This is a genomic window from Bacteroidota bacterium, assembly GCA_030706745.1.
In the GTDB taxonomy this organism is placed as follows: domain Bacteria; phylum Bacteroidota; class Ignavibacteria; order Palsa-1295; family Palsa-1295; genus PALSA-1295.
Genome location: JAUZNX010000009.1, coordinates 58,746 through 79,491, shown reverse-complemented (window position 1 = coordinate 79,491; position 20,746 = coordinate 58,746). Strand labels below are relative to the sequence as shown.

The 20,746-nt window shown below is 53.5% G+C and carries 18 protein-coding genes; 5 read left to right on the top strand and 13 right to left on the bottom strand.

Annotated elements, in window-relative coordinates; all coding sequences use genetic code 11:
- Positions 1-133: 133 nt before the first annotated feature.
- Positions 134-538 (bottom strand): 30S ribosomal protein S9, encoded by a 405-nt coding sequence (gene rpsI / locus Q8902_11090; protein ID MDP4200101.1) that lies wholly within the window; start codon positions 536-538, stop codon positions 134-136.
- A 140-nt stretch (positions 539-678) separates the two neighbouring features.
- On the bottom strand, positions 679-1,104 hold the full coding sequence (gene rplM / locus Q8902_11085; GenBank protein ID MDP4200100.1) for a 50S ribosomal protein L13: 426 nt from the start codon (positions 1,102-1,104) through the stop codon (positions 679-681).
- Between the two features lie 345 nt (positions 1,105-1,449).
- On the opposite strand from rplM, the gene Q8902_11080 reads away from it, so the two are divergent.
- The gene (locus tag Q8902_11080; protein ID MDP4200099.1) at positions 1,450-1,785 is read left to right on the top strand and encodes a hypothetical protein; all 336 of its coding nucleotides are present in this window, start codon (positions 1,450-1,452) and stop codon (positions 1,783-1,785) included.
- 37 nt (positions 1,786-1,822) lie between these two features.
- On the opposite strand, the gene Q8902_11075 is transcribed toward Q8902_11080, so the two are convergent.
- The 4 genes from Q8902_11075 to Q8902_11060 all read right to left on the bottom strand — a co-directional run bounded on the left by Q8902_11075 (position 1,823) and on the right by Q8902_11060 (position 5,552).
- Positions 1,823-2,320, bottom strand: coding sequence for a hypothetical protein (locus tag Q8902_11075; protein MDP4200098.1), 498 nt, complete (start codon positions 2,318-2,320; stop codon positions 1,823-1,825).
- A gap of 424 nt (positions 2,321-2,744) precedes the next feature.
- Positions 2,745-3,707 carry an NAD(+)/NADH kinase gene (locus Q8902_11070; GenBank protein ID MDP4200097.1) on the bottom strand — a complete coding sequence of 321 codons (963 nt, stop codon included), beginning with the start codon at positions 3,705-3,707 and terminating at the stop codon, positions 2,745-2,747.
- The gene (locus Q8902_11065; GenBank protein MDP4200096.1) at positions 3,704-4,600 is read right to left on the bottom strand and encodes a bifunctional 5,10-methylenetetrahydrofolate dehydrogenase/5,10-methenyltetrahydrofolate cyclohydrolase; all 897 of its coding nucleotides are present in this window, start codon (positions 4,598-4,600) and stop codon (positions 3,704-3,706) included. Before Q8902_11065 ends, Q8902_11070 begins: the two co-directional genes overlap by 4 nt.
- Entirely contained in the window at positions 4,593-5,552 is a 960-nt protein-coding gene (locus tag Q8902_11060; protein MDP4200095.1) for a TIGR00282 family metallophosphoesterase, read from the bottom strand. The genes Q8902_11065 and Q8902_11060 overlap by 8 nt, the downstream gene beginning before the upstream one ends.
- Before the next feature lie 187 nt (positions 5,553-5,739).
- Here Q8902_11060 and Q8902_11055 point away from each other — a divergent pair, with 187 nt between their 5' ends.
- Both Q8902_11055 and lipB read left to right on the top strand, forming a co-directional pair.
- Positions 5,740-9,252, top strand: a complete 3,513-nt coding sequence (locus Q8902_11055; GenBank protein ID MDP4200094.1) for a choice-of-anchor D domain-containing protein — start codon at positions 5,740-5,742, stop codon at positions 9,250-9,252.
- A gap of 42 nt (positions 9,253-9,294) precedes the next feature.
- Positions 9,295-9,972: a lipoyl(octanoyl) transferase LipB gene (gene lipB, locus Q8902_11050; GenBank protein ID MDP4200093.1), complete on the top strand. Its 678-nt coding sequence runs from the start codon at positions 9,295-9,297 to the stop codon at positions 9,970-9,972.
- Between the two features lie 2 nt (positions 9,973-9,974).
- Here lipB and Q8902_11045 read toward each other — a convergent pair whose 3' ends face one another.
- Positions 9,975-10,913, bottom strand: a complete 939-nt coding sequence (locus Q8902_11045; GenBank protein ID MDP4200092.1) for a J domain-containing protein — start codon at positions 10,911-10,913, stop codon at positions 9,975-9,977.
- 46 nt (positions 10,914-10,959) lie between these two features.
- On the opposite strand from Q8902_11045, the gene Q8902_11040 reads away from it, so the two are divergent.
- On the top strand, positions 10,960-11,598 hold the full coding sequence (locus Q8902_11040; GenBank protein MDP4200091.1) for an HAD-IA family hydrolase: 639 nt from the start codon (positions 10,960-10,962) through the stop codon (positions 11,596-11,598).
- A 33-nt stretch (positions 11,599-11,631) separates the two neighbouring features.
- Here Q8902_11040 and Q8902_11035 read toward each other — a convergent pair whose 3' ends face one another.
- The 6 genes from Q8902_11035 to Q8902_11010 form a co-directional block, all read right to left on the bottom strand.
- Positions 11,632-12,507, bottom strand: a complete 876-nt coding sequence (locus tag Q8902_11035) for a sigma-70 family RNA polymerase sigma factor (protein MDP4200090.1) — start codon at positions 12,505-12,507, stop codon at positions 11,632-11,634.
- Between the two features lie 248 nt (positions 12,508-12,755).
- A complete protein-coding gene (locus Q8902_11030) occupies positions 12,756-15,128 on the bottom strand; it encodes a GAF domain-containing protein (protein ID MDP4200089.1) in 2,373 nt (790 codons plus the stop codon).
- 163 nt (positions 15,129-15,291) lie between these two features.
- A complete protein-coding gene (locus tag Q8902_11025; protein MDP4200088.1) occupies positions 15,292-16,359 on the bottom strand; it encodes a DUF6263 family protein in 1,068 nt (355 codons plus the stop codon).
- 10 nt (positions 16,360-16,369) lie between these two features.
- The gene (locus Q8902_11020; protein MDP4200087.1) at positions 16,370-17,449 is read right to left on the bottom strand and encodes a hypothetical protein; all 1,080 of its coding nucleotides are present in this window, start codon (positions 17,447-17,449) and stop codon (positions 16,370-16,372) included.
- A gap of 11 nt (positions 17,450-17,460) precedes the next feature.
- Positions 17,461-17,988, bottom strand: coding sequence for an NUDIX hydrolase (locus Q8902_11015; protein MDP4200086.1), 528 nt, complete (start codon positions 17,986-17,988; stop codon positions 17,461-17,463).
- Between the two features lie 3 nt (positions 17,989-17,991).
- Complete coding sequence (locus Q8902_11010; GenBank protein ID MDP4200085.1) at positions 17,992-18,351, bottom strand: hypothetical protein; 360 nt, start codon at positions 18,349-18,351, stop codon at positions 17,992-17,994.
- A gap of 279 nt (positions 18,352-18,630) precedes the next feature.
- Between Q8902_11010 and Q8902_11005 the strand changes: the two genes are divergently transcribed.
- The gene (locus Q8902_11005) at positions 18,631-20,742 is read left to right on the top strand and encodes a T9SS type A sorting domain-containing protein (GenBank protein ID MDP4200084.1); all 2,112 of its coding nucleotides are present in this window, start codon (positions 18,631-18,633) and stop codon (positions 20,740-20,742) included.
- Positions 20,743-20,746 lie beyond the last annotated feature (4 nt).

Sequence of the window (20,746 nt, the reverse complement as noted above, 5' to 3'; positions counted from 1 at the left end):
GGCAGACCGGCTGGGTCCGTATCTGTTTTGAAAATCGTAGGGTCTAACGGCGTTAGCCCGCTTTACCGGCAACAGGGGCTAATGCCATTAGCCCCTACCGGACATTGTAACCGCAAGGGTTACAATGGAAAAATTATCGCTTGGAGAACTGGAATTTCTTCCGTGCGCCCGGCTGGCCAGGTTTTTTGCGCTCGACCATACGCGGATCGCGCGTCATCAGGTCGGCTTTGCGCAAGAGCGGCTTGTTCTCTTCGTTCATCTCCGAGAGCGCACGGGCAATCGCCAGGCGCACCGCGCCGGACTGTCCCGTGGTGCCGCCGCCATTGACGTTGGCCTGGACGCTGAAGCTGCCGAACGTGTTCGTTACCTTGAACGGACGAACGACGTCATCGCGGTGCAGCGAATTCGGGAAGAAATTCTCGAACGTGCGGCCATTGATGCTGATCAACGCTTCCTGACCGCTCACGGCCGGAGTGAGGAAGACCCGCGCTACCGCGTTCTTCCGGCGACCGATGTAAATATGTGCTTGTTTTGCCACTGTAATATTCTAATACCGTCATTGCGAAGAGGGCTTTAGCCCTCTGAAGCAATCCCGCTCAAAGTGAGCCGAACTGCTTCGTAAACCTGTCAGGGATTGCTTCGTCGCTCCTGCGTCGCTCCTCGCAATGACCCTAAATACTAAAGACTTAATGCTACCGGATTCTGCGCCTCGTGCTCGTGCTTCGGACCAGCGTAGACCTTCAGTTTCATGTAGGTCTTGCGGCCCAGCGAGTTCTTCGGAAGCATGCCCTTGACCGCTTCTTCGATGATGCGCTCGGGGTGCTTGGCCATCAGCTCGCTGAATTTCTCGTGGCGGTCGCCGCCCGGATAGAGCGTATTATGATAATACGTCTTCTGCTCCATGCGCTTGCCAGTCATCTTGATCTTCTCGGCGTTGATGACCACGACGAAATCGCCGGTATCGACATGCGGCGAGAACGTCGCCTTATGCTTGCCGCGCAGGATGGTCGCAACGCGCGTGGCCAAACGGCCTACGGTCTGTCCATCGGCATCGACGAGATGCCATTTCCGCTCAACTTCGCTCTGCTTCGTGGAGCGTGTAATCCGCCCGTTTTCGATGGTATTCTTGCCTGCCACGTCGTTTTCCTCTAAAATCTTCTATTATCGCCCCTTTTCAAGGAGCGAGCAGGGGCCAGTTATTCACATTTTCAGTGTAAAACCCCTTTTTTTCAGCCGCGCTATAAGCCTTTGGGAGGGGTGAAAGTTCCGTCAAGGACTCCAATTAGGGCTTGCTTAATTATAACCATATCTAGTCTTGCTTCAATCGAAGGTCTTACCTCGCGGTTTGAATCGGAAAGATCCTGTCTCTAGCCCATTTTCATTGAATGACACCGAGTCCATAATACCAAAGGATTCGTCCCTTATTGTGCGGCCATATTCATCACGGCAATGACGCATCGTCGACCCGCCGCGAAAGCCCTGCCAGCTTTCAATGCGGTTCTTTTCGTCAAAAGTGCTCGTCGCAATGAACTCCCACTGAGAATCTTTCCAGTAAAATATCGAATCGATCTCAAGCCCTTTGTCCGCATCATGGCAGTAAAAGTCATGTTCCAAGTAATCTATACTGCTGTCACAACAATTTCCGCCCCCGTCCAGCCATCAAATCCGCAGCAAGATTCCGTTTCACTCCACCCTTGGCTTATCACAAAAATGTTTCGCCGATCGGTGGAGCAAGGCGCAATGGCTATGCATTGCGCCTCTCTAAAACAGCAGCACCCGCCATGAGGCGGGTACTGCAACGGTGTCAAGAAAAATCTTCGCGTTATTTGTCGCGCCCGTGACCGTTGCCGTTTCCATGGCCTTCGTTGCCGTGCCCCTCGTTGCCGTTGCCTTTATTACCATGGCCTTCGTTACCGCGGCCGGGATTGTTGTTGCCTCGACCCGGATTGTCACGAACCTGATAGCTTTGCACTGCGCCGCCTCTTTGCTTGAACTGGCCCTTGTGCTTGCCGTTGTCGCGCCATCCGCCTTCATAGTAATCGTAGCCCGTACCACGGTGGACATAGCGCGGAGCCACCCAGATCTGGTGCGGTGCCGGCGGAGCCTCCCACCGACCGGTATGCCACGCATAGTCTTCATCGAATTGACTATAGGTGTAGTAACCGGGAATCCAGATCGCTCCCGGAACGACCGAGCGGACCACAACTTCGTGCCGGGGCAGTGGCGGCCCAATATTAATGCTAAGGTGGACTTGCGCGAACGCCGGCGCGGCCAGCGCGACGAGTCCGAAGAATAGGAATAGTCTTAATGGAATACGCATGATGGTACTTCTTTCTGTATTTTGCAGATATACTTTAGAGCGGGGATCGCGGCTCAAGGTTGCCAAGGCTTGGGACTTGCGCTGAGTGCGAACCATGTGCCAACATTTTTTCGATACGAATAATAGGAACATCGCCGCCTCCTGAGTACTCTTGCTAAATGATATACATTGCGGTATGCAGCGCGAAAGACGGCAACGCTTTATGAATATTCGATGAATAATTCTGGATAGTATATAGAATTATGATGTTCATGCAACAGCCTGAGGGTCGAACCTTGTTATATAGGGTGAAGGGGGTCGTCTTCGCTTCGACTTCAAGGCTTGAAATTTCAGGGGGACATTCGCCCGTTACAGGGGTCCAGTCACTTGAAATGAGAGGCCAAGAATACGAAGCCTCGAGGATTCCCGGTTGCGGGCAGAATACTTACATCCGGACGGAGCCGGCGTCTCGCGTATCTGCGCTCCAAAAGAGCTTTGTTCGGAGCAGATCGAAATACGAGCGCTCGCGGCGGCGCAGGAGTTTCAGCCGATTGGGAGCGGCCTGAACTGTTACGACCGAGGGCGTTCGGACGATCGCTTGTTCTTGTCCATCGGCGACGACAAGCGCCTGTTGGGGGGCATCAGCAAAGCTGCGGACGCGCACGCGTGCTTCTTCGGGGACGATGATGGGACGAATATTCAGCGAGTGCGGAGCGATCGGTGTCACAAGCATGACACGGCTCGTCGGCTCGATGATAGGGCCACCAGCACTGACTGCATAGCCAGTCGATCCGGTTGGCGTTGCTATGATAATTCCATCGGCGCGAATACGGCCAAGCAGTGCATCATTCACAAAAATCTCGAACGTGAGCATTCGCGTCGAGCCGTAGTTATCGATGACAATTTCATTCAGAGCATCGAGCGCGATTTCCGGCGCGGTGCTGCCGACTCGGGCTGGTTCGAGATCGTCCTGATTGACACGTGGCAATTCAGTGGTTTCGCTACTGACCGTACTGCGCAACATCAGGCGATGCTCGGTGACAAGTGAGTCGCTCGCGAGCTCGTCCAGGAGCAAGTCCATCTCTGCCGGCGGATGCTCGGAGATGAAGCCGAGCTTTCCTAAGTTGATGCCGACGAGTTTCGCATTGGGGTTCGTGCGTTCGATCGCTCGGGCAGCCATGAGCATCGTGCCATCACCGCCAATGGAGAATATCACATCGCTCGTACGGGCCAGATCATAGAGTGACGCTAACACTTCCACCGTGCCCGGAGCCATAAGGGAAGCCATGCCATCGGCCAGGACAATCTGCGAACTCGGAAATCGCTCTACGATCTTCCTCAGCAGGAGGGTAAGTGTTTCGCGCGAGCCGGCGCGTTGCTGGTGACCGAAGATACCGAAACGCATCATTTGAGAATTTGCCTTTCGGCAGCCGTCAGTGTGTTCTTGAGCAACATCGCAATTGTCATCGGCCCGACGCCGCCAGGCACAGGAGTAATTGCGCTGGCGATATGCCGTACGGCCTCGAAATCCACATCGCCCACTAAGCGATATCCCGATTTCTTCGACGCGTCCTCGATCCGGTTAATCCCAACATCGATGACAACCGCGCCAGGCTTGACCATGTCGGATGTAATTGCCAGCGGCACACCCATCGCGGCGATGAGAATATCTGCTTGTCGCGTGATCTCTACAAGTCGTGAACCAGCTCCGGTGTGTGCAATCGTTGCGACCGCATTCGCTTTCGGATTCTTTTGCGCGAGCAGCATCGCGAGCGGCTTGCCTACTAAATTCGAGCGACCCACAATTACGGCATGCTTCCCGCTGACTTCGATTTTCTCTCGATAGAGAATTTCGATCACGCCAGCCGGCGTGCAGGGAGCAAAGAAATTGCCTTTGCCAATCAGGAGTCGCCCGGCATTGATTGGATGGAATCCATCGACATCTTTATCCGGCGAGAGTGCCTCGATTATATGTTCTTCGTTGATATGGCGCGGCAAGGGAAATTGCACCAGCAAGCCATGAGTCGCGGGATCTGCATTGATCGCTCGAATGAGATCGATCAGTGCACTCTCGGAAGTATTTTCTTGAAGTGCAATCGTCTCGTGCGAAAATCCGGCTTGCTCTGCAGCGAGGCCTTTGTTGCGGACATATACTTCGCTCGCGGGATTATTGCCGACCAGGATGAACACCGCGCGGGGCTGAATTCCTGTTTTCTTCAGAAATTCGGCAGCCTCCAGGGCAATCTCGTTGCGGAGTTCTTCAGCGATCCGCTTCCCATCGATGATGCGAGCTTCAGCCATTACTGACTTCGGGCTCTTCCGTTGCCGGGATGCCTTCTTCAGGCTGTTCGAGTGCCATGTCGGATTCGTCGATCGCATCGACATCGATGAGAGGCATCCGCGTACGTTCGAAATCCGGAAACATGAACGGCTCGATCTCGAGTGTGGCACCAGTAGCCACGTCGATCGTGAGACTTACGCCTGCAATGCGAATCCCATCCTTCGCAATGTCATACTTGTAGGGCGTCTGATTCAGGAACCGGCGCACTGCAATATCGATCTTCATTCCGATCACACTTTCGTACGGGCCGGTCATTCCGACATCCGAGATGTACGATGTGCCATTCGGCAGGATTTGAGCATCGGCAGTTTGCACGTGCGTATGCGTGCCAAGCACGGCGCTGACCTTGCCGTCAAGATAGCGTGCCATCGTCTGCTTTTCAGCCGTCGCTTCAGCATGCATATCGACGATGACGATCTGCGCGAATTCCGCGATCTTATCCAGCGCCCAGTTCGATACGCGAAAGGGGCAGTCGATCGTCTGCATATATGTGCGGCCCTGAAGGTTCAGCACGCCGATCTTAATGCCATCCGCAGTCTCGCCAATATGAAGACCCGAGCCAGCATTTTCGCGCGGGTAGTTCGCGGGACGCAAAATGCGACGATCGTTCGATAGCATCTCGCGGGCATCCCATCGATCCCAGACATGATTTCCGCTCGTGATGACCTGCACGCCAGCTCCGAAGAGATCAGCGGCATGCTTCTTTGTCAGCGATTTGCCGTCGGCGATGTTTTCGCCATTGGCGATGATAAAATCAGAGGCATACTTCGCTTTGAGTGAGGGCAGCATCCGCACGACCATCGCCAGCGCGGCCGTACCGACGATATCGCCAATAAAAAGTACGCGCACCTCCGACTTGGTCGCCGGGAGCGATGGGGAGCCGTTCGAGGATGGATTTGTCTGATCGTTCACTGGCGGAGGAACAGAAACCGAGGTGGATAAGGCTCCCCGGCCTATGAAGGAGACGAAATCTTCTGCCTGATAACTAATAAATTCTTCGCTTCCGCAGTGATTCTGGAGATTGCACCCTAATTGAATGCGAGCAGAAATTCTCAATAGAGCCGGATTTCCCGCAAATGTATTATATTGGATCCCGGTCATGGTACGAACGTCCCGTTTTTGGCAACGCGTCTTCGCGCTTCTCGTAGCGGTAATTTCATTGTGCCCAAGATTGGCGACTGGGCAAAGCTGGGTTCAGATCGGTGCTTTGGGGCCGGCGAATGAAAATCTTCACTGTGTCTATTTTTGGAATTCCCAGGTCGGGGTAGCCTCCGGACCATTTCAAGGGCTGTATTATTATCGGAATGGCTTCTGGACCCAAAGCACTTATAGCGGGCTTACGCCTCAATCGTTGCGCGTCATCGATGGAGTGCTCTATTCCGCGGCGAACCTCGAGGTTTGGAAATCGCTCGATAGCGGTGTAACCTGGAGTCAGATAACAGTGCCGGAAACCGCCGCGTGGGATGTCTACCGTGCCAGCGATGGAAAGATCCATGGCCTCCGCGCACCCGGCAGCTTCGCTCGGATCGACTCCAATATTTGCGCGGCCATTAATGATGATGGCCTATGGGCAAATTATTCTTTGGATGTGGGACTCACATGGTCAGTTGGAGCCATTCCTTCGGGGAGTGCTGTCGGTGGATGGGGGATCTATGGCGATACCTGTCGCCGAGAGTTCTTTGCAATGGGAGAAGATGGTCCAGTGAGATATTCCCTCGATAGCGGAAGAAGCTGGCATTTTGCCTCGCAACAGACAGGATTGCGAGAGGACCTGATGGAAGGTGCCGATGGCGTCCTGTATCATTACGAACCGTCAGGAGTCTACCGCTCCGTGGATGCAGGATTCAGTTGGGATTTCATTCGTGGGCCGGCGGCAAGCGGTGAGGATTACCACTTCTGTGTATTCGGTCCACAAGGAGATACGATCGTCGCGACGAGCGCGAATGAGGTCTGGATCTGCAAAGGAGCCTCGCTCAATGCTCGTCCCAAAATCCCAGTAACGGTGCTGGATACGGAATTGCCATGCGGGCCTGCGACGATTCCAGTTGTCATAACCGGATATGGCCGCCGACTTTCGGGCCATCTCATCCTGCACTCCGGTCAGCGGACCATTGATACGACTTTCGTTTGCGCACCCGACGGTGTCACCGTACTCTGGCTCGCTATAGACTCTTCGCAAAAAGATGAAACACTTCACATCACGCTACAAGCTTCTGATGGCTGTCGGGACTACGAGTGGCTCCAAGACGTCGCTGTCCATCGCGTCTCTCCATTGCCACAGATTCAACTTGAACCGAAGCTTACCGCGAAGACTTGCGATTTGTTTCCAATTCCGATAATCTTGTCTACTTCGGATTGCGGCTCTGTCGTCTTTGATTCACTCCAGCTCGATACCAATGTTGTTGTAGTTTCTTCGTCGGAAACACTTCCCGATACGCTCATTGCTGGTCAGCCTGACACCGTCCGGTTTGTAGTCTTCGCGCGCCATCCGGGAAATCTCATCATCAAAGTGCATTGCCACGGTCTGCTCCTCGAGGGAAATAAGATATTCGATACGATTCTCAATATCCCACTGTCAGCAACGCCAGTGGTTTCGCCGATCATCAAAGCTCCTCATACGCTGACGGTTTCGAATTGCATTCAATCGATCGTGCCGATATTCCTTCAGGCGTCACCATGCGATAGCGTCCAGTTTTGGACCTGCAATATTGCAGTCGATCCAGCACTGAAATACCAGAGCAACCTCTTATTTCCCAGGACGGTCACCGCAGGCACTTGGGACACACTCCGGCTGATATTTCCGCCACAGGGACTTGCCCGTGCCACCGCGATTTACTTCCATCTCACGGGGATCGACGACCAGACGCTTCGGCCGTTCGATACCACGTTCGAAATAATTGTCACCTTCACAAATGAAAGCGGCGATCTGGAGCCAGACGTTTCGATGCTCCAGCTCGACACTACTTCAATGTGTTCCACCTTCGACACTGTCGTTACATTTCGCAATTTTGGCTGCGACACCATCTGGGTAACAAAGAACACGACGCTTTGGCAGTCCGGGTGGAGCGCGAGCGATGTTACCCTTCCACTCCGGCTGCCACCCGATAGCGCATTTTCCATTCGCGTACATTTTACTCCCACTTCGCCCGGATCGAGCACTCAATTCATTTCGTATTTGCTCGATGGGCTGACAAAGAAAGGCGTCACCAGTCAGCAGGTCCGGCTCTCTGCGGATGCAGTACCCGGCAATGCTATTCTCTCACTAAGAGACCCGTTGCTCGATTTTGGAGAGATGACGATTTGCAATGCGGATACTATACAGTACTTCACAATCGCCAACGATGGATGTGATACACTCTTGCTTTCCAGCATGCAAATCGATCCGGCAGGTCGGTTTGCACTTTTGGATACAGCGAATATTTCACTCGCACCGGATTCCTCTCACCAGTTCAAGGTGCGTTTTAGCTCTGGTGATACCGGCATCTTTTCCGCGACATTTCATGTCCATGGTATTGGCGCGTACGACGAGAATCCAACTGATAGAACACTTCCACTTGAGGCTCATGTGACGCATGGCTCTCGCATTGCCGCGCTTAATGTAAAGACACTAGCCTTTGATAGCGTCCATGTTTGCGAAGAGCGGGATACAGCAGTGTGGGTGAAGAACTCTGGATGCGATGTGGTGACCGTATTTGGAGATTCCATCAGTGGAATCAATCGGTCTTATTGGACCGACATGTCTTATCCTATATCAATTCCGCCTGGCGATTCCATCCTCGAACACTTGCACTTCTCGCCTGACACAATCGGGCAGCCTGCGGCCGTGAGTGCTGTCTTGCATCTCAATAGTAATTCCGATTCCGGTCAGCTCACGATGCCGCTGCTGGCAAGCATTGAATATCCCTCTCATTTCTCACTCATGCTTGGTAACAATGATATACCTAGTGCATTTACAGATCAGGATATTGTTGTTCGGCTAACTCGGCAAGGTCTGATCCCAACGGGACTCAGCAAGTTTGCATTCAGCATTCAGAACGATAATGACCTGTTGGGCTATCAGAGTATCGAGGAGGCTGACATCCAGTTGGTCAACACTGTGCGGCTGACTGGCGGTGACATGTTGCGCTCATTCACATTCACCCCGGTCGTGGATCGTCCGACGATTGCAACGCTGCATTTCCACTCCTATCTCGCTCCGCAAAATAGCACGGCTATCACATTTACTTGTGATAGCATTCTTCCTTCGAGTCCGCTTCCGGTCTCATGCATAGCCAAACTAGATTCGACCGAGAGTTCAAAGTTCCATATCGAACTCGTCTGTGGTCAAGGCACAATCCAGAATCAGCTTCGCGGATTGCCGATTTTTGTTTCACACGTACAAGTCATGGATAGAATGGCGCACTTCACGATCGAGCATGATGAAGGTGCCCGGCCGGCCAGCGCGGAGATCCTCGATATTCTGGGAGAGAGGCGAGAGAGAATGCAGATTTTACTTGACATTCAGAACACTGCCATCGACTGGGACCTGAGCAATCTTCCTTCCGGCGCATATTTTCTTCGCGTTACTTCGGAAGGCTTCGTTGCCACCCGGCGGTTAATGATTCTTGAGTAGTGGCACTGGTCCCGGCTGTGCGCCGTTCATGGTCACGGTATTATGCAACCAGTCCAACTTATCCAGCTTGATCGCATGCCTTACCAGGAGGCATGGGATTTTCAGCGAGAGATATTTCAGAGTGTCGTTCACGGCGAGACCGAGGATACATTAATCCTCTGTGAACACCCTCATGTTTATACATTCGGTCGGGGAGCCGAACTTGCGAATTTTCTTCTGACCGATGAAAAGCTGACTGCGCTCGGCGCCGAGAGATTCGAGATCGAACGAGGAGGGGATGTGACCTATCACGGACCTGGGCAGCTTGTGGGATATCCGATCCTGAATCTCGCGCATTTCAAAGAGGACTTAGGCTGGTATTTACGCGCGCTCGAAGACGTTATCATCGAGGTGTTGAAGGCGTATAATATTTCTGGATTTCGCGTCGCGGGCAGAACGGGCGTTTGGGTCGGTGGGCCCGCCAACGAAGAGAAGATTTGCGCGATCGGTGTTCATGCATCGCGCTGGTGCACCATGCATGGCTTTGCATTTAATGTCAATACCGATCTCTCCTACTTCGCGCATATTGTGCCCTGCGGTATTCGCGATCGTGGCGTGACGAGTCTCGCGAAGGTGCTCGGCTCACACCAGCCGATGGATGAAATTATTCTTGCGACTGAACGCGCCTTCGAGACAGTTTTTAACGTTCGTCTAACGCGCGAACTAGTGACAGAAGGCTGAACCTATGCCCTCGGATCGAAGTCTGATGTCTCTCGGAGTTTTTCCCAGAGCTCCCGTTCTTTCGCAGTCATCTTCTCAGGAATTTCGATATTTACCACAGCATAGAGATCCCCGCGCGAGCCATTAGAACGGTAGAGTCCCCGATTCGCAAGGCGAAGCCGGTGGCCATTCTGAGTGGCGGGCGAGATTGTGAGGCGCACATTTCCATCGAGCGTTTCCATCGGTATTTTCGCACCGAGTACAGCTTCCCATGGGGCAAGATCCAATTCGCGGTGGAGATCGAACCCGTCGATATCATAGTAGGGATGATTTTGATACACCAGCGTCAGAAGCAGATCGCCAGCAGTCGAAGTACCGGCCTCCCCTTGGCTCGCGAGCCGAATTTGTTTTCCGGCGAAAGAATGCTCCGGGATTTTAACCTTATATGTCTTGGTGGTGCCGTCCGCGCGGCGGATCGTAAACTGTTTGGTTGTCCCATGAAATGCTTCTTCGATGGTGACAGGTAATTCGGCCTCGACGTCGCTGCCACGCGTGGCAAATCCAGTTCGGCGACGTTGAGTAGCGGCGCCGAACCCCATACCAGGTCCGAAGAATTGCTGGAAGAATTCGGAGAAATCTTCACCGCCACCGCTGGTGAACGTATAGCTGCCGCCGCCAGGGTATCCGCCCTGTGCCGGACCCCACTCGGGAGTGGGTGTAAATTGCTGACCGGTCTTCCAGTTCTCACCGAAGCGATCATACTTCGCGCGCTTTTCTTTATCACTCAGTACTTCGTAGGCTTCGTTGATCTTCTTGAATTGCTCCTCGGCGGTCTTATCGTTCGGATTCAGATCAGGATGGTGCTGCCTCGCAAGTTTGCGATAGGCCTTCTTGATCTCGTCCTCGGTTGCCGTCCGGGGCACGCCAAGGATTTCGTAGTAGTCTTGAAATTGAACAGCCATACGCTTCTGCTAACAATTTGTGGATGCTCCTCGTTACTTGCAAACTATGCTTCTCAATACGCTACAGGCTATTCTCTTCGATATCGATGGTACTCTTCTCGATACGTTCGATTTTATTTACGGTGCGTTCGAACATGCATTTGAATTGCATGGGGTCGAGCGGCTTTCACGGGAGAGGATCTCCCATCTCATGGGCGGTCCGCTCGAAGAAGTCTACATGGAAATGGCGCCCGGCCATGATGTAACAGCTTTGTGCCAAGCGCATCGGACGTTCCAGTCTGAGAATCTGCACTTGGCGAGGTTGTTTCCCGATACCCTGAGCGTTCTCGAAGGCTTCCGCGCGCGTGGCATAAAGATCGGGGCAATCACTACGCGCTCGATCCGCACCTCCATTCGGTCACTCGAACAAACCGGTATCGTTCACCTTTTCGATATTATCATCTCTGCGGAGGATGTCGTTCGTGTTAAGCCCGATCCCGAACCATTATTGAAAGCGCTCGATGTCTTTGGTGTAAAACCGGCAGATGCTATAATGGTCGGTGATACGGCAGCAGATATCATGGCCGGCAAGAACGCAGGAGTAAAGACTGTGGCCGCTCTGTATGGGTTTGGTGGAGAGAGACTGCTGGAGCTACAGCCAGACTACGCGATCGCTTCGCTGATAGACCTATTCCAGTTCCTATAGAACCGATCCGTCCGGTCGTTTAACCTCGGTGGATCATCCCAAATAGCTTTGTAACGGTCTCGTCTTCGGGGTGTGCCGCAGTCGGCGAATCGCCTTTTCTTTGATCTGGCGGACGCGCTCGCGGGTCAGAGCGAATTTCTCGCCAATCTCTTCAAGCGTCAGCGGGTGAATGTCGTTGAGGCCAAAATACAGTTCAAGTACTTCGCGTTCGCGGGTGGAGAGTGCGGTCAGGGCGCGGGAAACTTCCAACTTGAGCGAATCACTCATCAGCGTGGAGTCCGGCGGCGTCTGCGCCATATCCTGGAGCACATCGAGCAGCCGATTATCTTCGCCAACGGCAAACGGCTGATCGACTGAAAGATGACGACCCGAAATTTTAAGGGTCTCGGCGACTTCGTTCGTCGTCATATCGAGCTTATCGGCCAATTCGGCGGCGGATGGCTCGCGCTCGAACTCCTGTTCAAGCTGGGAGAATTTCTTCGAAATCTTATTCAGAGCGCCGACTCGGTTCAGCGGCAGACGCACGATGCGCGATTGTTCCGCGAGTGCCTGCAGGATGGATTGACGAATCCACCAGACAGCATAGGAGATAAACTTGAAGCCGCGGGTCTCATCGAATCGCCGGGCCGCCTTGATAAGGCCCAAATTCCCCTCATTGATCAAATCGCCGAGCGAAAGACCTTGATTCTGGTATTGTTTCGCGACCGAGACGACAAAGCGCAAATTGGCTTTGACCAGGATTTCAAGCGCCCGCTGGGATGCACTCTGCATTTCCGGCGCTTCGCTCTTAATTAACTTTGCCAGACGAATTTCATCGTCCGAGTTCAGAAGATCGACCTTGCCGATTTCCTGAAGGTACATATCGAGCGATTGACTCTCGCGGTTGGTGTATTGCTTCGAAATGCGCATGGTTAGACGGTTACCAAGGTTGTTCGGGACCGAGGTTGAAAAGCACGGGCGGAAGGCCCGCCAAAGGCGAACAGGCCAATCATCTCCCGAAATGAAGTCAATTCAGCCATTAAATACAAATGCTGATGCGATTGTGCCACCATGAACGGCCACTCATTTTCGTAGGTTCCGAGCCAAATTTGGATTTCGCGAAAAAATGTCGTATATTCCCGGAACCGCTCGACCATCCAGTGCAGCCGCTGGCTGGCCTAATACACGATTACATTGTTTCCGCCAAGTTCACGCGCACGCTCAAGCGCAAGTTCCGCGCCGGCAATTAGTTCGTCCACCGAGCCGTCCCGTCTGGCCCCGGAAACGCCGGCCGAGACCGTCACCGAAAAGCTTCGCCGGCCCATCGCGATGACTTCGCTCACGATCATCTTTCGCATCTTTTCGCTCCAGAGATAGGCATCCTCATCCGGCATCCGAATGAGCAGGGCGGCAAGCGTATGCTCATCCGTGCGCGCAATTACATCGAATGGACGCGCACCAAATCGCAAGAGTCGCGCAAGCGAAAGCACGATGGTGTCCGAATCTTCCTGCGAGAAGCGCGTGGCAAATTCCGAAGCACCATCGATTTCGAACAAGACCAGGGTCAACGGCTCATCAAATTGCGTCGCGCGCGCCAGTTCTTCGCGCGTGCGCATGTGAAGCCCATGTTTATTCAGAAGATCTGTCAAAAGATCGGTGAGTGCCCGCTCGCTGACAATTTCACTGAGTGCCATGATTTCGAGTGCCGCAGCTGCACTCCGCGAGAGGTGCTCGAGAGTCTCAACGTCTGCATCAGTGTAATGCGCTCGCTCGGAATGTTCGATCGCCAGTGCTCCATAATTTCGATTTGTGGTCCGGATCGGTATCACTAAGAATGCATGGCCCATAGCGCCGGGCCGGTCTTCTTCCACGTTGTATCGGATGCTCTGCAATCCGAGCGAGTCCTGCCGAACGCTCTGTCCACCGGCGAGACATTTGCCGACAAGGCTCTCTTCGAGCGAGATCGCTGTCATCGGTGGAACGTAAGCGCCACCGTGTTTCGACTGAAGGCTGGAGATCGACCAAGTGCGCCGTGCGGAGTCGAATGAAACCGATGCCAGCCAGTCCCAGTCGATGATTTCGCTGGCGGCTTGTGTGAGCGCGCGAAGCACATAGTCCGGATTCCGACGCTCCCGAAGCAACCGCGCAGATTGGTCAGGGCTCACTATCTGATTCAGCATTCGGGCCGCATCCAGTGCGCGAGCCGATGCCAGTAAATCATACTTCTCTATGTACGATCGAATCAGTGCCGAAAGAAGTCGTGAATGGCTCGTCAAGATCCGGAGCGTTTCCGGTGTAAATTGCTCCGGAGTTGCGGAGTCCACGGTCAGAACAGCGACAAGACCTTCACCAAAGAAGACGGGCATTCCCGCGAAAGACGAAATACCGATCGCTTCACCGTAGTAGGGGATGAGATCACGTTCGGCTTGAGGAGCAATGACCGAGTGCAACTCCGGTTTACGTTTGGTCGCAACGCGGCTGACCGCGTCCAACTCGATCGGGAAGCGCTTGTCGGAGACAAGGAATTGATACGCACGATCGTCGAGCGCAGCGCTTTCGAGTACCAAATGCTGCCGCTTCGAATTCACCCAAAAGAACATTGCCGATGTGGCAGCGACCTGTTCGCGAAGGATGTCCAATTGCTCGGCCAGGATGACAACGAAATCGCTCCGGGGATCGCGCGCATCGCTTGCGCGGCGGGGCTGCGAGTCGAACGATCGAAGTGAGTCCAGGTACACCTGCATCGTCGGCTCGATTCGTGGCTCATCGGATGTCCTCGGGTCCTCGGCCGGTCGCTCGGCAGCTATCTGGGACTCATCCGGATATGCTTCATCGGCAGGCTCGACCACTTCGACGAAATCCTCAAGGATGGCTTCGGCACGAAGTTCCTCCTCGATCGAATCGTCTTGCCACGGCTCTGGGATAGACTTGGCTTCCGGCAGCACCTCATCAAGAATGTACTCCGAGTTCATTTGCGTGCTAGCCTCATCAATGCCAATCTGCTCAACCGGCAATGAATCGTCAATCCATTCGGTCGTCTGCTCCTCGGGCGCAAATCGCAAGTGCTCTGGTCCTTCTGATATGGGGGGGGGCTGCGAGGCTCGTGTAATATGCACTACGGCCCGCTCGTGATCCGCGAAGTATGGTTCGTGGCCAATCGCATAATCCGGAGTTGGATCGAATGTAGTATCGGCTGGCGGCGTCTCCGATTCAAGCTGAGAATCCGAATCGCGATGACGTTTGAAAAATGGAAGCTTATTCTGAACACCGATCATCTCATCGCGAAGCGATTTGAGACGTGGCACAGCCCGACGAAAGAGCGGTGCTTTTTCCCGCTGCGTCCGTTCTTCGCGTTCGCGCCAGACGCGACGTTCCTCATCGACTTGCGCTTGCTGCTCGGCACGGGTGATTTGAAAATCGTCGAAGACAATCTTCTTCACTGGCTGCGAATTGCGGCCATTCGAGGTACTGCCCTGCACACCAGGTGTCGTGCTGGACGTACCGTCTACCTTTGATCCACGATAAGGCTTGCGATCGTCGCTTGATATCATCTACTACCGCTGGGCAATCGTACGGTCCGCGTAATCACCATTCGGACAGTCCACATTTCGGCTTCTGCGCCGTCTGGGCGCGCGCAGATCAGAAATACGAACCTCATGGAGTGTCAACGAATTCCGCGAACACCCATGATATCGAACATTTTCATTCGAACGGCTATGGTTTGGCGACTGGTGTCTCTGCGATCAACTCTACGGTCAGAGTCTCCGATCCATTCTGAGAGATGGAACGACGCTCGCCCGGGTGCTGGGTATTCTCCACAACAAACGTGAAACTCCGCTTCTCATCGAGTGCGCGATGGAACAGCACGCCCGTTGCATCGTCGACGCGGGCGACACCATGCGAGGTCGCAACGAAATTACTGATCGTTGCTTTGGTGGGGCCTTCCTGCAGGACGAGTTTCTTTGGGGTTGTTGTCGTATTGTCTTCCAGCACTGCAAGGACACGTCCATTACGTCGCTCGAGCCCGCGGACAGTCTCTGAGGCCGCAACCGTAACCGGGAAGCTCAGTCCCTGAGCAATATTGAGATTAACGTCGGAGCTATGGCGCCACGTTGTGTCTTTGATTAACGCTCGCGTCGGGCTATGGACCAGAACACGCATCAGATATGAATTGGCAATTTCCTGGGCCTGTTGCGTTGCCATTTGTTGGATGCGCGGATTCGATCGGAGGGAATCCGGGACCTGACTCATGAGGGCACCCGAGATCGCACTGACATCGGTCATGGCCGCAAGATCGCCATATTTGTCGACGCGTACCTTGATCGTCTTGCCGATCATAATATTAAATTGCCTGTAGCGCTCGTTGGCGCGGTCCTTCGCGTTATTGCTCGAGTATCGCGTGTGCGTTGTGTCCTGATCGGCCGACAGACTGATCGAATCAACTCGAACGGTAAGTTCGACGCTGCTATCGCTTCCCGTAGTTCCCGTCGTGGCCGTCACATAGAATTCATTCTGACTGGTCCCGGCATGCTTGTCTGTCTGGCCGCCCGGCTGTGCATCGGTTGCTTCGGCAGTCATGCGGTCGATGACGTGATAGCGCCGGACGCTCCCGGCTACCGGCCGAAAATAGAGATGATGATTCGTGTCCGCAATGACAACAGGCTCGGCCTTTACAGTCGTGTCGATTGTGGTCGTCGTCGTGGTTGTAGGAGCGGTATCCTTTTTACCGCATGCAACAAGAATTGTGAGTCCGGCGAAAAGAAGGGTGGTCCTGAAGTTCAAAGGAGTATTGCTATGGTTTAATAGTGGAAGGCGCTCGAGTGCCGAGGGTATCCACAGGGATGGTTTTTGAATTCTCGGGTGAGGAACGCTCGTGTTTCGGTACCGGTGCCTCGTGGGACTCGATTTCTTGTACCGTGATCCGCCCTCCTTGCTTGCCTGCGCGAAGTACCGGAATCGGCGTGACGTCCGTCGTAACGAGCCTCGTGATCTCTTCCGGCACCGTATCGATATCGATTGCGAGAACAACGTTCGCAGTGTCTCGGTAGGAACCATGCTTCAAGAAATTCTCGTGCATCAGAATGTTGCCTTGCCCGCCACCCTGAAATTTCAGAATACCCATGGGCGTCGCGATGCCCTCAAGATAATCAATATGCTCCTGTGGATCCGAGTAGACGACGCTCACATTCGCGGCACGTTTGCCAGCCGATGAGAACGAGACTTTTCGAACCATTGGGATTTCTGTCGCCGTGGAAGGCGATCGGTACTCTGCACCGGTGGCGGCCAGCCCGCCGAAACCGAACTCCAGCAGTTGCCCCATCCGCAATGAATCCGATAAAGACAATACCGCATGGACCATGTCGTAGTCATAGCCTTTGCCGATGGCATTTTGATGAAAGTCGGCGAGGTTCTGAAAATCGTGAACGGTGCCATCGGGCCGCATCGTAAAGCGAAGTGTTTGACCGAGGAATTGGGCGCGTGGCAGTGTCTTGATGTCTCGAAGGGTATGTTCGAGGTCCCAATCGACTGCGGAGTTGAAATGAAAGAAGTCCTCCGCATGCTTCCCTTCGCCAAACATAATCCGCGTCTTGAACGAGTCGAGCGTTGCGCCAATGACGGCCGAACCATCGGGAAGAGTCTTTTCGATCGCGTAGGTAAAGGAGTATACCGTCGTGCGAATGCTTGGCTTGGCATCCATCGGATCGACCTGAGGAAAGTGCATCATGAGCCGGAGGACCTCAGTCGTTTGCACGCGCCAAAGATCCCCTTCCTTAAAGTGCAGGCGGAATTCCTGCGAAGCAGGATTGTGCTGAGCGACTGCGAGCGAAGAGGCGAAGGAAAGGAGAAGTAAGATTGCGAGTTTCAACTTCATGCGACCAAAGTTCAACGAAAGCGGTAAAGGCTATAGGCTGCGAGTGTCATCCCGTCCCAAATTTCGCCCGACGAAATCTGTCGATCGATTTCGGGAAGCGTAAGTAACACCGGTTCGAATTCTTCCGAAACTTCCGGATGAGCGCTATTGGAATGCAGGCCGGTAGCGAGGAAGACGTAACACTCCTCATCGCTCAGACCGTTCATAGGATTGAACCAGCCCAACGGGATTAATCTATCGGCCAAAAGTCCCGATTCTTCCAGCAATTCTTCGCGGGCCGATACCTCGCGCGTAAGCCCTTCCTTTATTCCGCCGCCAACAAATTCCAAACTCTCGCGCTGGTTCAGATAGCGGAATTGCCGAAGCATGAGAACGCGGCCATCATCATACTCGGGTATCACGAAGACCGCGCCACGCGTATGCGCATAAAAAAAATCGCCCTCCGAGCCATCGGGATGGGTATACCGATCGTGTCGGTACTGCCACCACGGGTTCTCGTGCAACGTCTCGCTCGCGAGCCGCTGGAGGCGAGTAAGCATCGCTTACTTCTTAGTCCGACCGTTCACCTTCAGCGGACGCATCAAAGCTGGAGGCACATCGATCTCCATTCGGAGTAACGCCGCCGCAAGCGTTTTGCCTTGCGCATCTTGCTTCAAGCTCACTGTGCCCCCACCACCGAGCGTGTTGTGCAGCAGAAAGTTGAGCGCCCAAAGGTTCGGTAGTTCGTATCGCTCGACCGGACCCAGGCAAATCCCCTTAAAGTGTTTCTTGACCGCCGCGCGCGTCACCTTTTCCTTGATGAGGGGATAGTAGCGCTCTTCGCGAGCGATGAGACCCACATTCGCCGCGTCGCCTTTATCGCCCGAACGTGCATGACAAATATCGAGGAGCTTGATCTTCATTTTCTTTCTTGGAGGTATTTAGTTGTTTGAGAATTGAGTTTGTTTTTCATAATTCTCCTTCACATGGAAAGAAAAGCCGACTCAATTTGAATATTTGAGTTTAATTTTCATAATGGCACCACTTTCTTGAAAACTCCGAGAAGCGCGTTCCCGCAAGTCCAAAATTGCGCTGGCAGAACAGCAGCGAGTTCGTGCTCGTGCCAAAGATCCCGGCTCCTAACCAATCTCACAACATTTTTGGAATAGCTCAGCCCGAATTGTCGTATTTTTATACCGCTTATGAAGCACTCGTTCACACGTCTCTTGGTCTTTGCGCTCCTCGCACTATCGACTTCCGCTGGTCGTGGGCAGTGGGTGCAGACGAATGGGCCGTATCATGCCCCCGTTTACTCGCTCCTTTCGATCGGGGATAAGTTGGTCACAGCGACTGAGGGCGGACCTTACAGGAGTTCGAATTCAGGTCAGACTTGGATTAGCAGTTTATCAGATGCTGCCTTCGATCCTTGGTTGGTCAAATCTCGGAATACCATCTATCTAACGCCATACTACGGTTCATCAAATCCGACGTGGTTTTCGACAGACACAGGTCAGAGTTGGAGGAAACTGCCAGATTCCCAGACGGTTATTCAAGCGGCTATAGATACCGTACTTTTTGCCTTTGATAATTCGAACAGTACTGTCATTCGTTCAATCGACGCTGGCCACCACTGGTACTTAGCCAACAAGGGACTTCCGACCGGCCGGGGCATTTCGGATACAGTTGACCGCCCATGGCCTGTCGAGCAATTGGTTTCCAATGGGATGGAACTGTTTGCAATTCTACATTCGGATCCGTATGGTTATTTTCTCCATGGGTTGAGCCTGTACCGATCGAATGATTTCGGCCAATCATGGAAACCGGTCAATGTGCTGCTGCCCCAAATCAGTTATTATAGCAATGGTGGTTGCGCCTCAGGGAGTAGCGTCGTGGTAGCAATTGACAGTGAGTCGTATTTTTCTAATGATGATGGACTGACATGGGATTCTCTTCGCTTGGTGGCTCTGAGCGTGCTTCAGGTATCAAATCGCGTCCTTCTTGGTACGGATCGTGGCCTTCTTGTCTCCACTGACGGGGGCAAGCGATGGACGGAATCCGACTCCGGGCTTCCGAACAAGACTTTCAGAGGGCTCGTACAAAATAACAACGGGATCTTTGCAGGAACCGGTGCCGGCGTTGTTCGCTCGACGGACTCGGGTGCAACGTGGGTTCTTGAAGATCACGGATTGTATGGGTCAGTCGTTAATCAGCTGGATGTGTTTGGCAACAGCATTGTGTCACGTGAGGACGGTGCGATCTCTTCGTCTTCGGATATGGGCGATTCATGGGAGCTCAGGGAAGGCAATCTTGGCTCTCTGCAATGCTTGGTATTCGTTGGCGATGCACTGCTGCTGTTCTCCTACGAGAATGGGGTTCTTGTTTCTTGGGACAGCGGCGGGCATTGGTTAAGGAGGAACTTTGACTCGAATTCTAACAATTACTACTGGTACGCAGCCGTGAGCAGCCGAGGCATTGTGATCGCCTCGACCTATTCCTATTCGCAATCTCGTCCTGCTCTAATTAGATCACCTGACACAGGTAAGACCTGGGAAATGTTATCTGTCGCCCTAAATTGGGGTTACGTTTGGAGCCTTGTCGGATACGATAGTCTTGTCTTCGCCTTGGCTGACAGTGGAATATTCAGAAGCCTCGACCTTGGAACCCACTGGGAGAAGGTGGCGACAAATTCGATCTCTGGCAGACTCTTTCGTTCGTCTGGGATTCTCTTCAAGTACACCTACGATTTGGGTTTGTGGAAATCGACCGACGACGGGGCAACGTGGCTGCCTGCTAATAATGGTTTGCCAAAGAGCCGGATATATGCTCTTGCTTCCCGCGATAGCCTGTTGTTTGCGTGTAGTGATTTTGGGGTGTTTGCTTCAACCAATCAAGGGTTGTTCTGGCAATCTGCGAACACTGGGCTGCTCAGACTGAGTGTTTCCGCGTTAGCCATTCTAAATTCAGATATTTACTGTGGTGGATCCGTGCAAGGAGTCTGGCGCCGCAACATTCGAGAGATGGTCTCATCACTTTCGGTGCCAATCAAGAAATCATCACGTGCTATGTTGGTCTGTTATCCCAACCCCCTTACCACTTCCACCACCATCACGCTCTCCTCACCCGCTGCGGGCTTCGCGCAGGTCACAGTCGTGAACCTGCTCGGCCAGGAAGTCGCGCGGGTGTTTGCGGGTGCGGTGGATGCGGGCGAGCACTCCTTCGTGTGGCAAAAGCCCTCGGGTTTGCCGGCGGGAATGTACGAATGCATCGTGCGAATAAATGGCAGCGCCGAGCGGGTGGCGATGATCGTGGAATAAACGA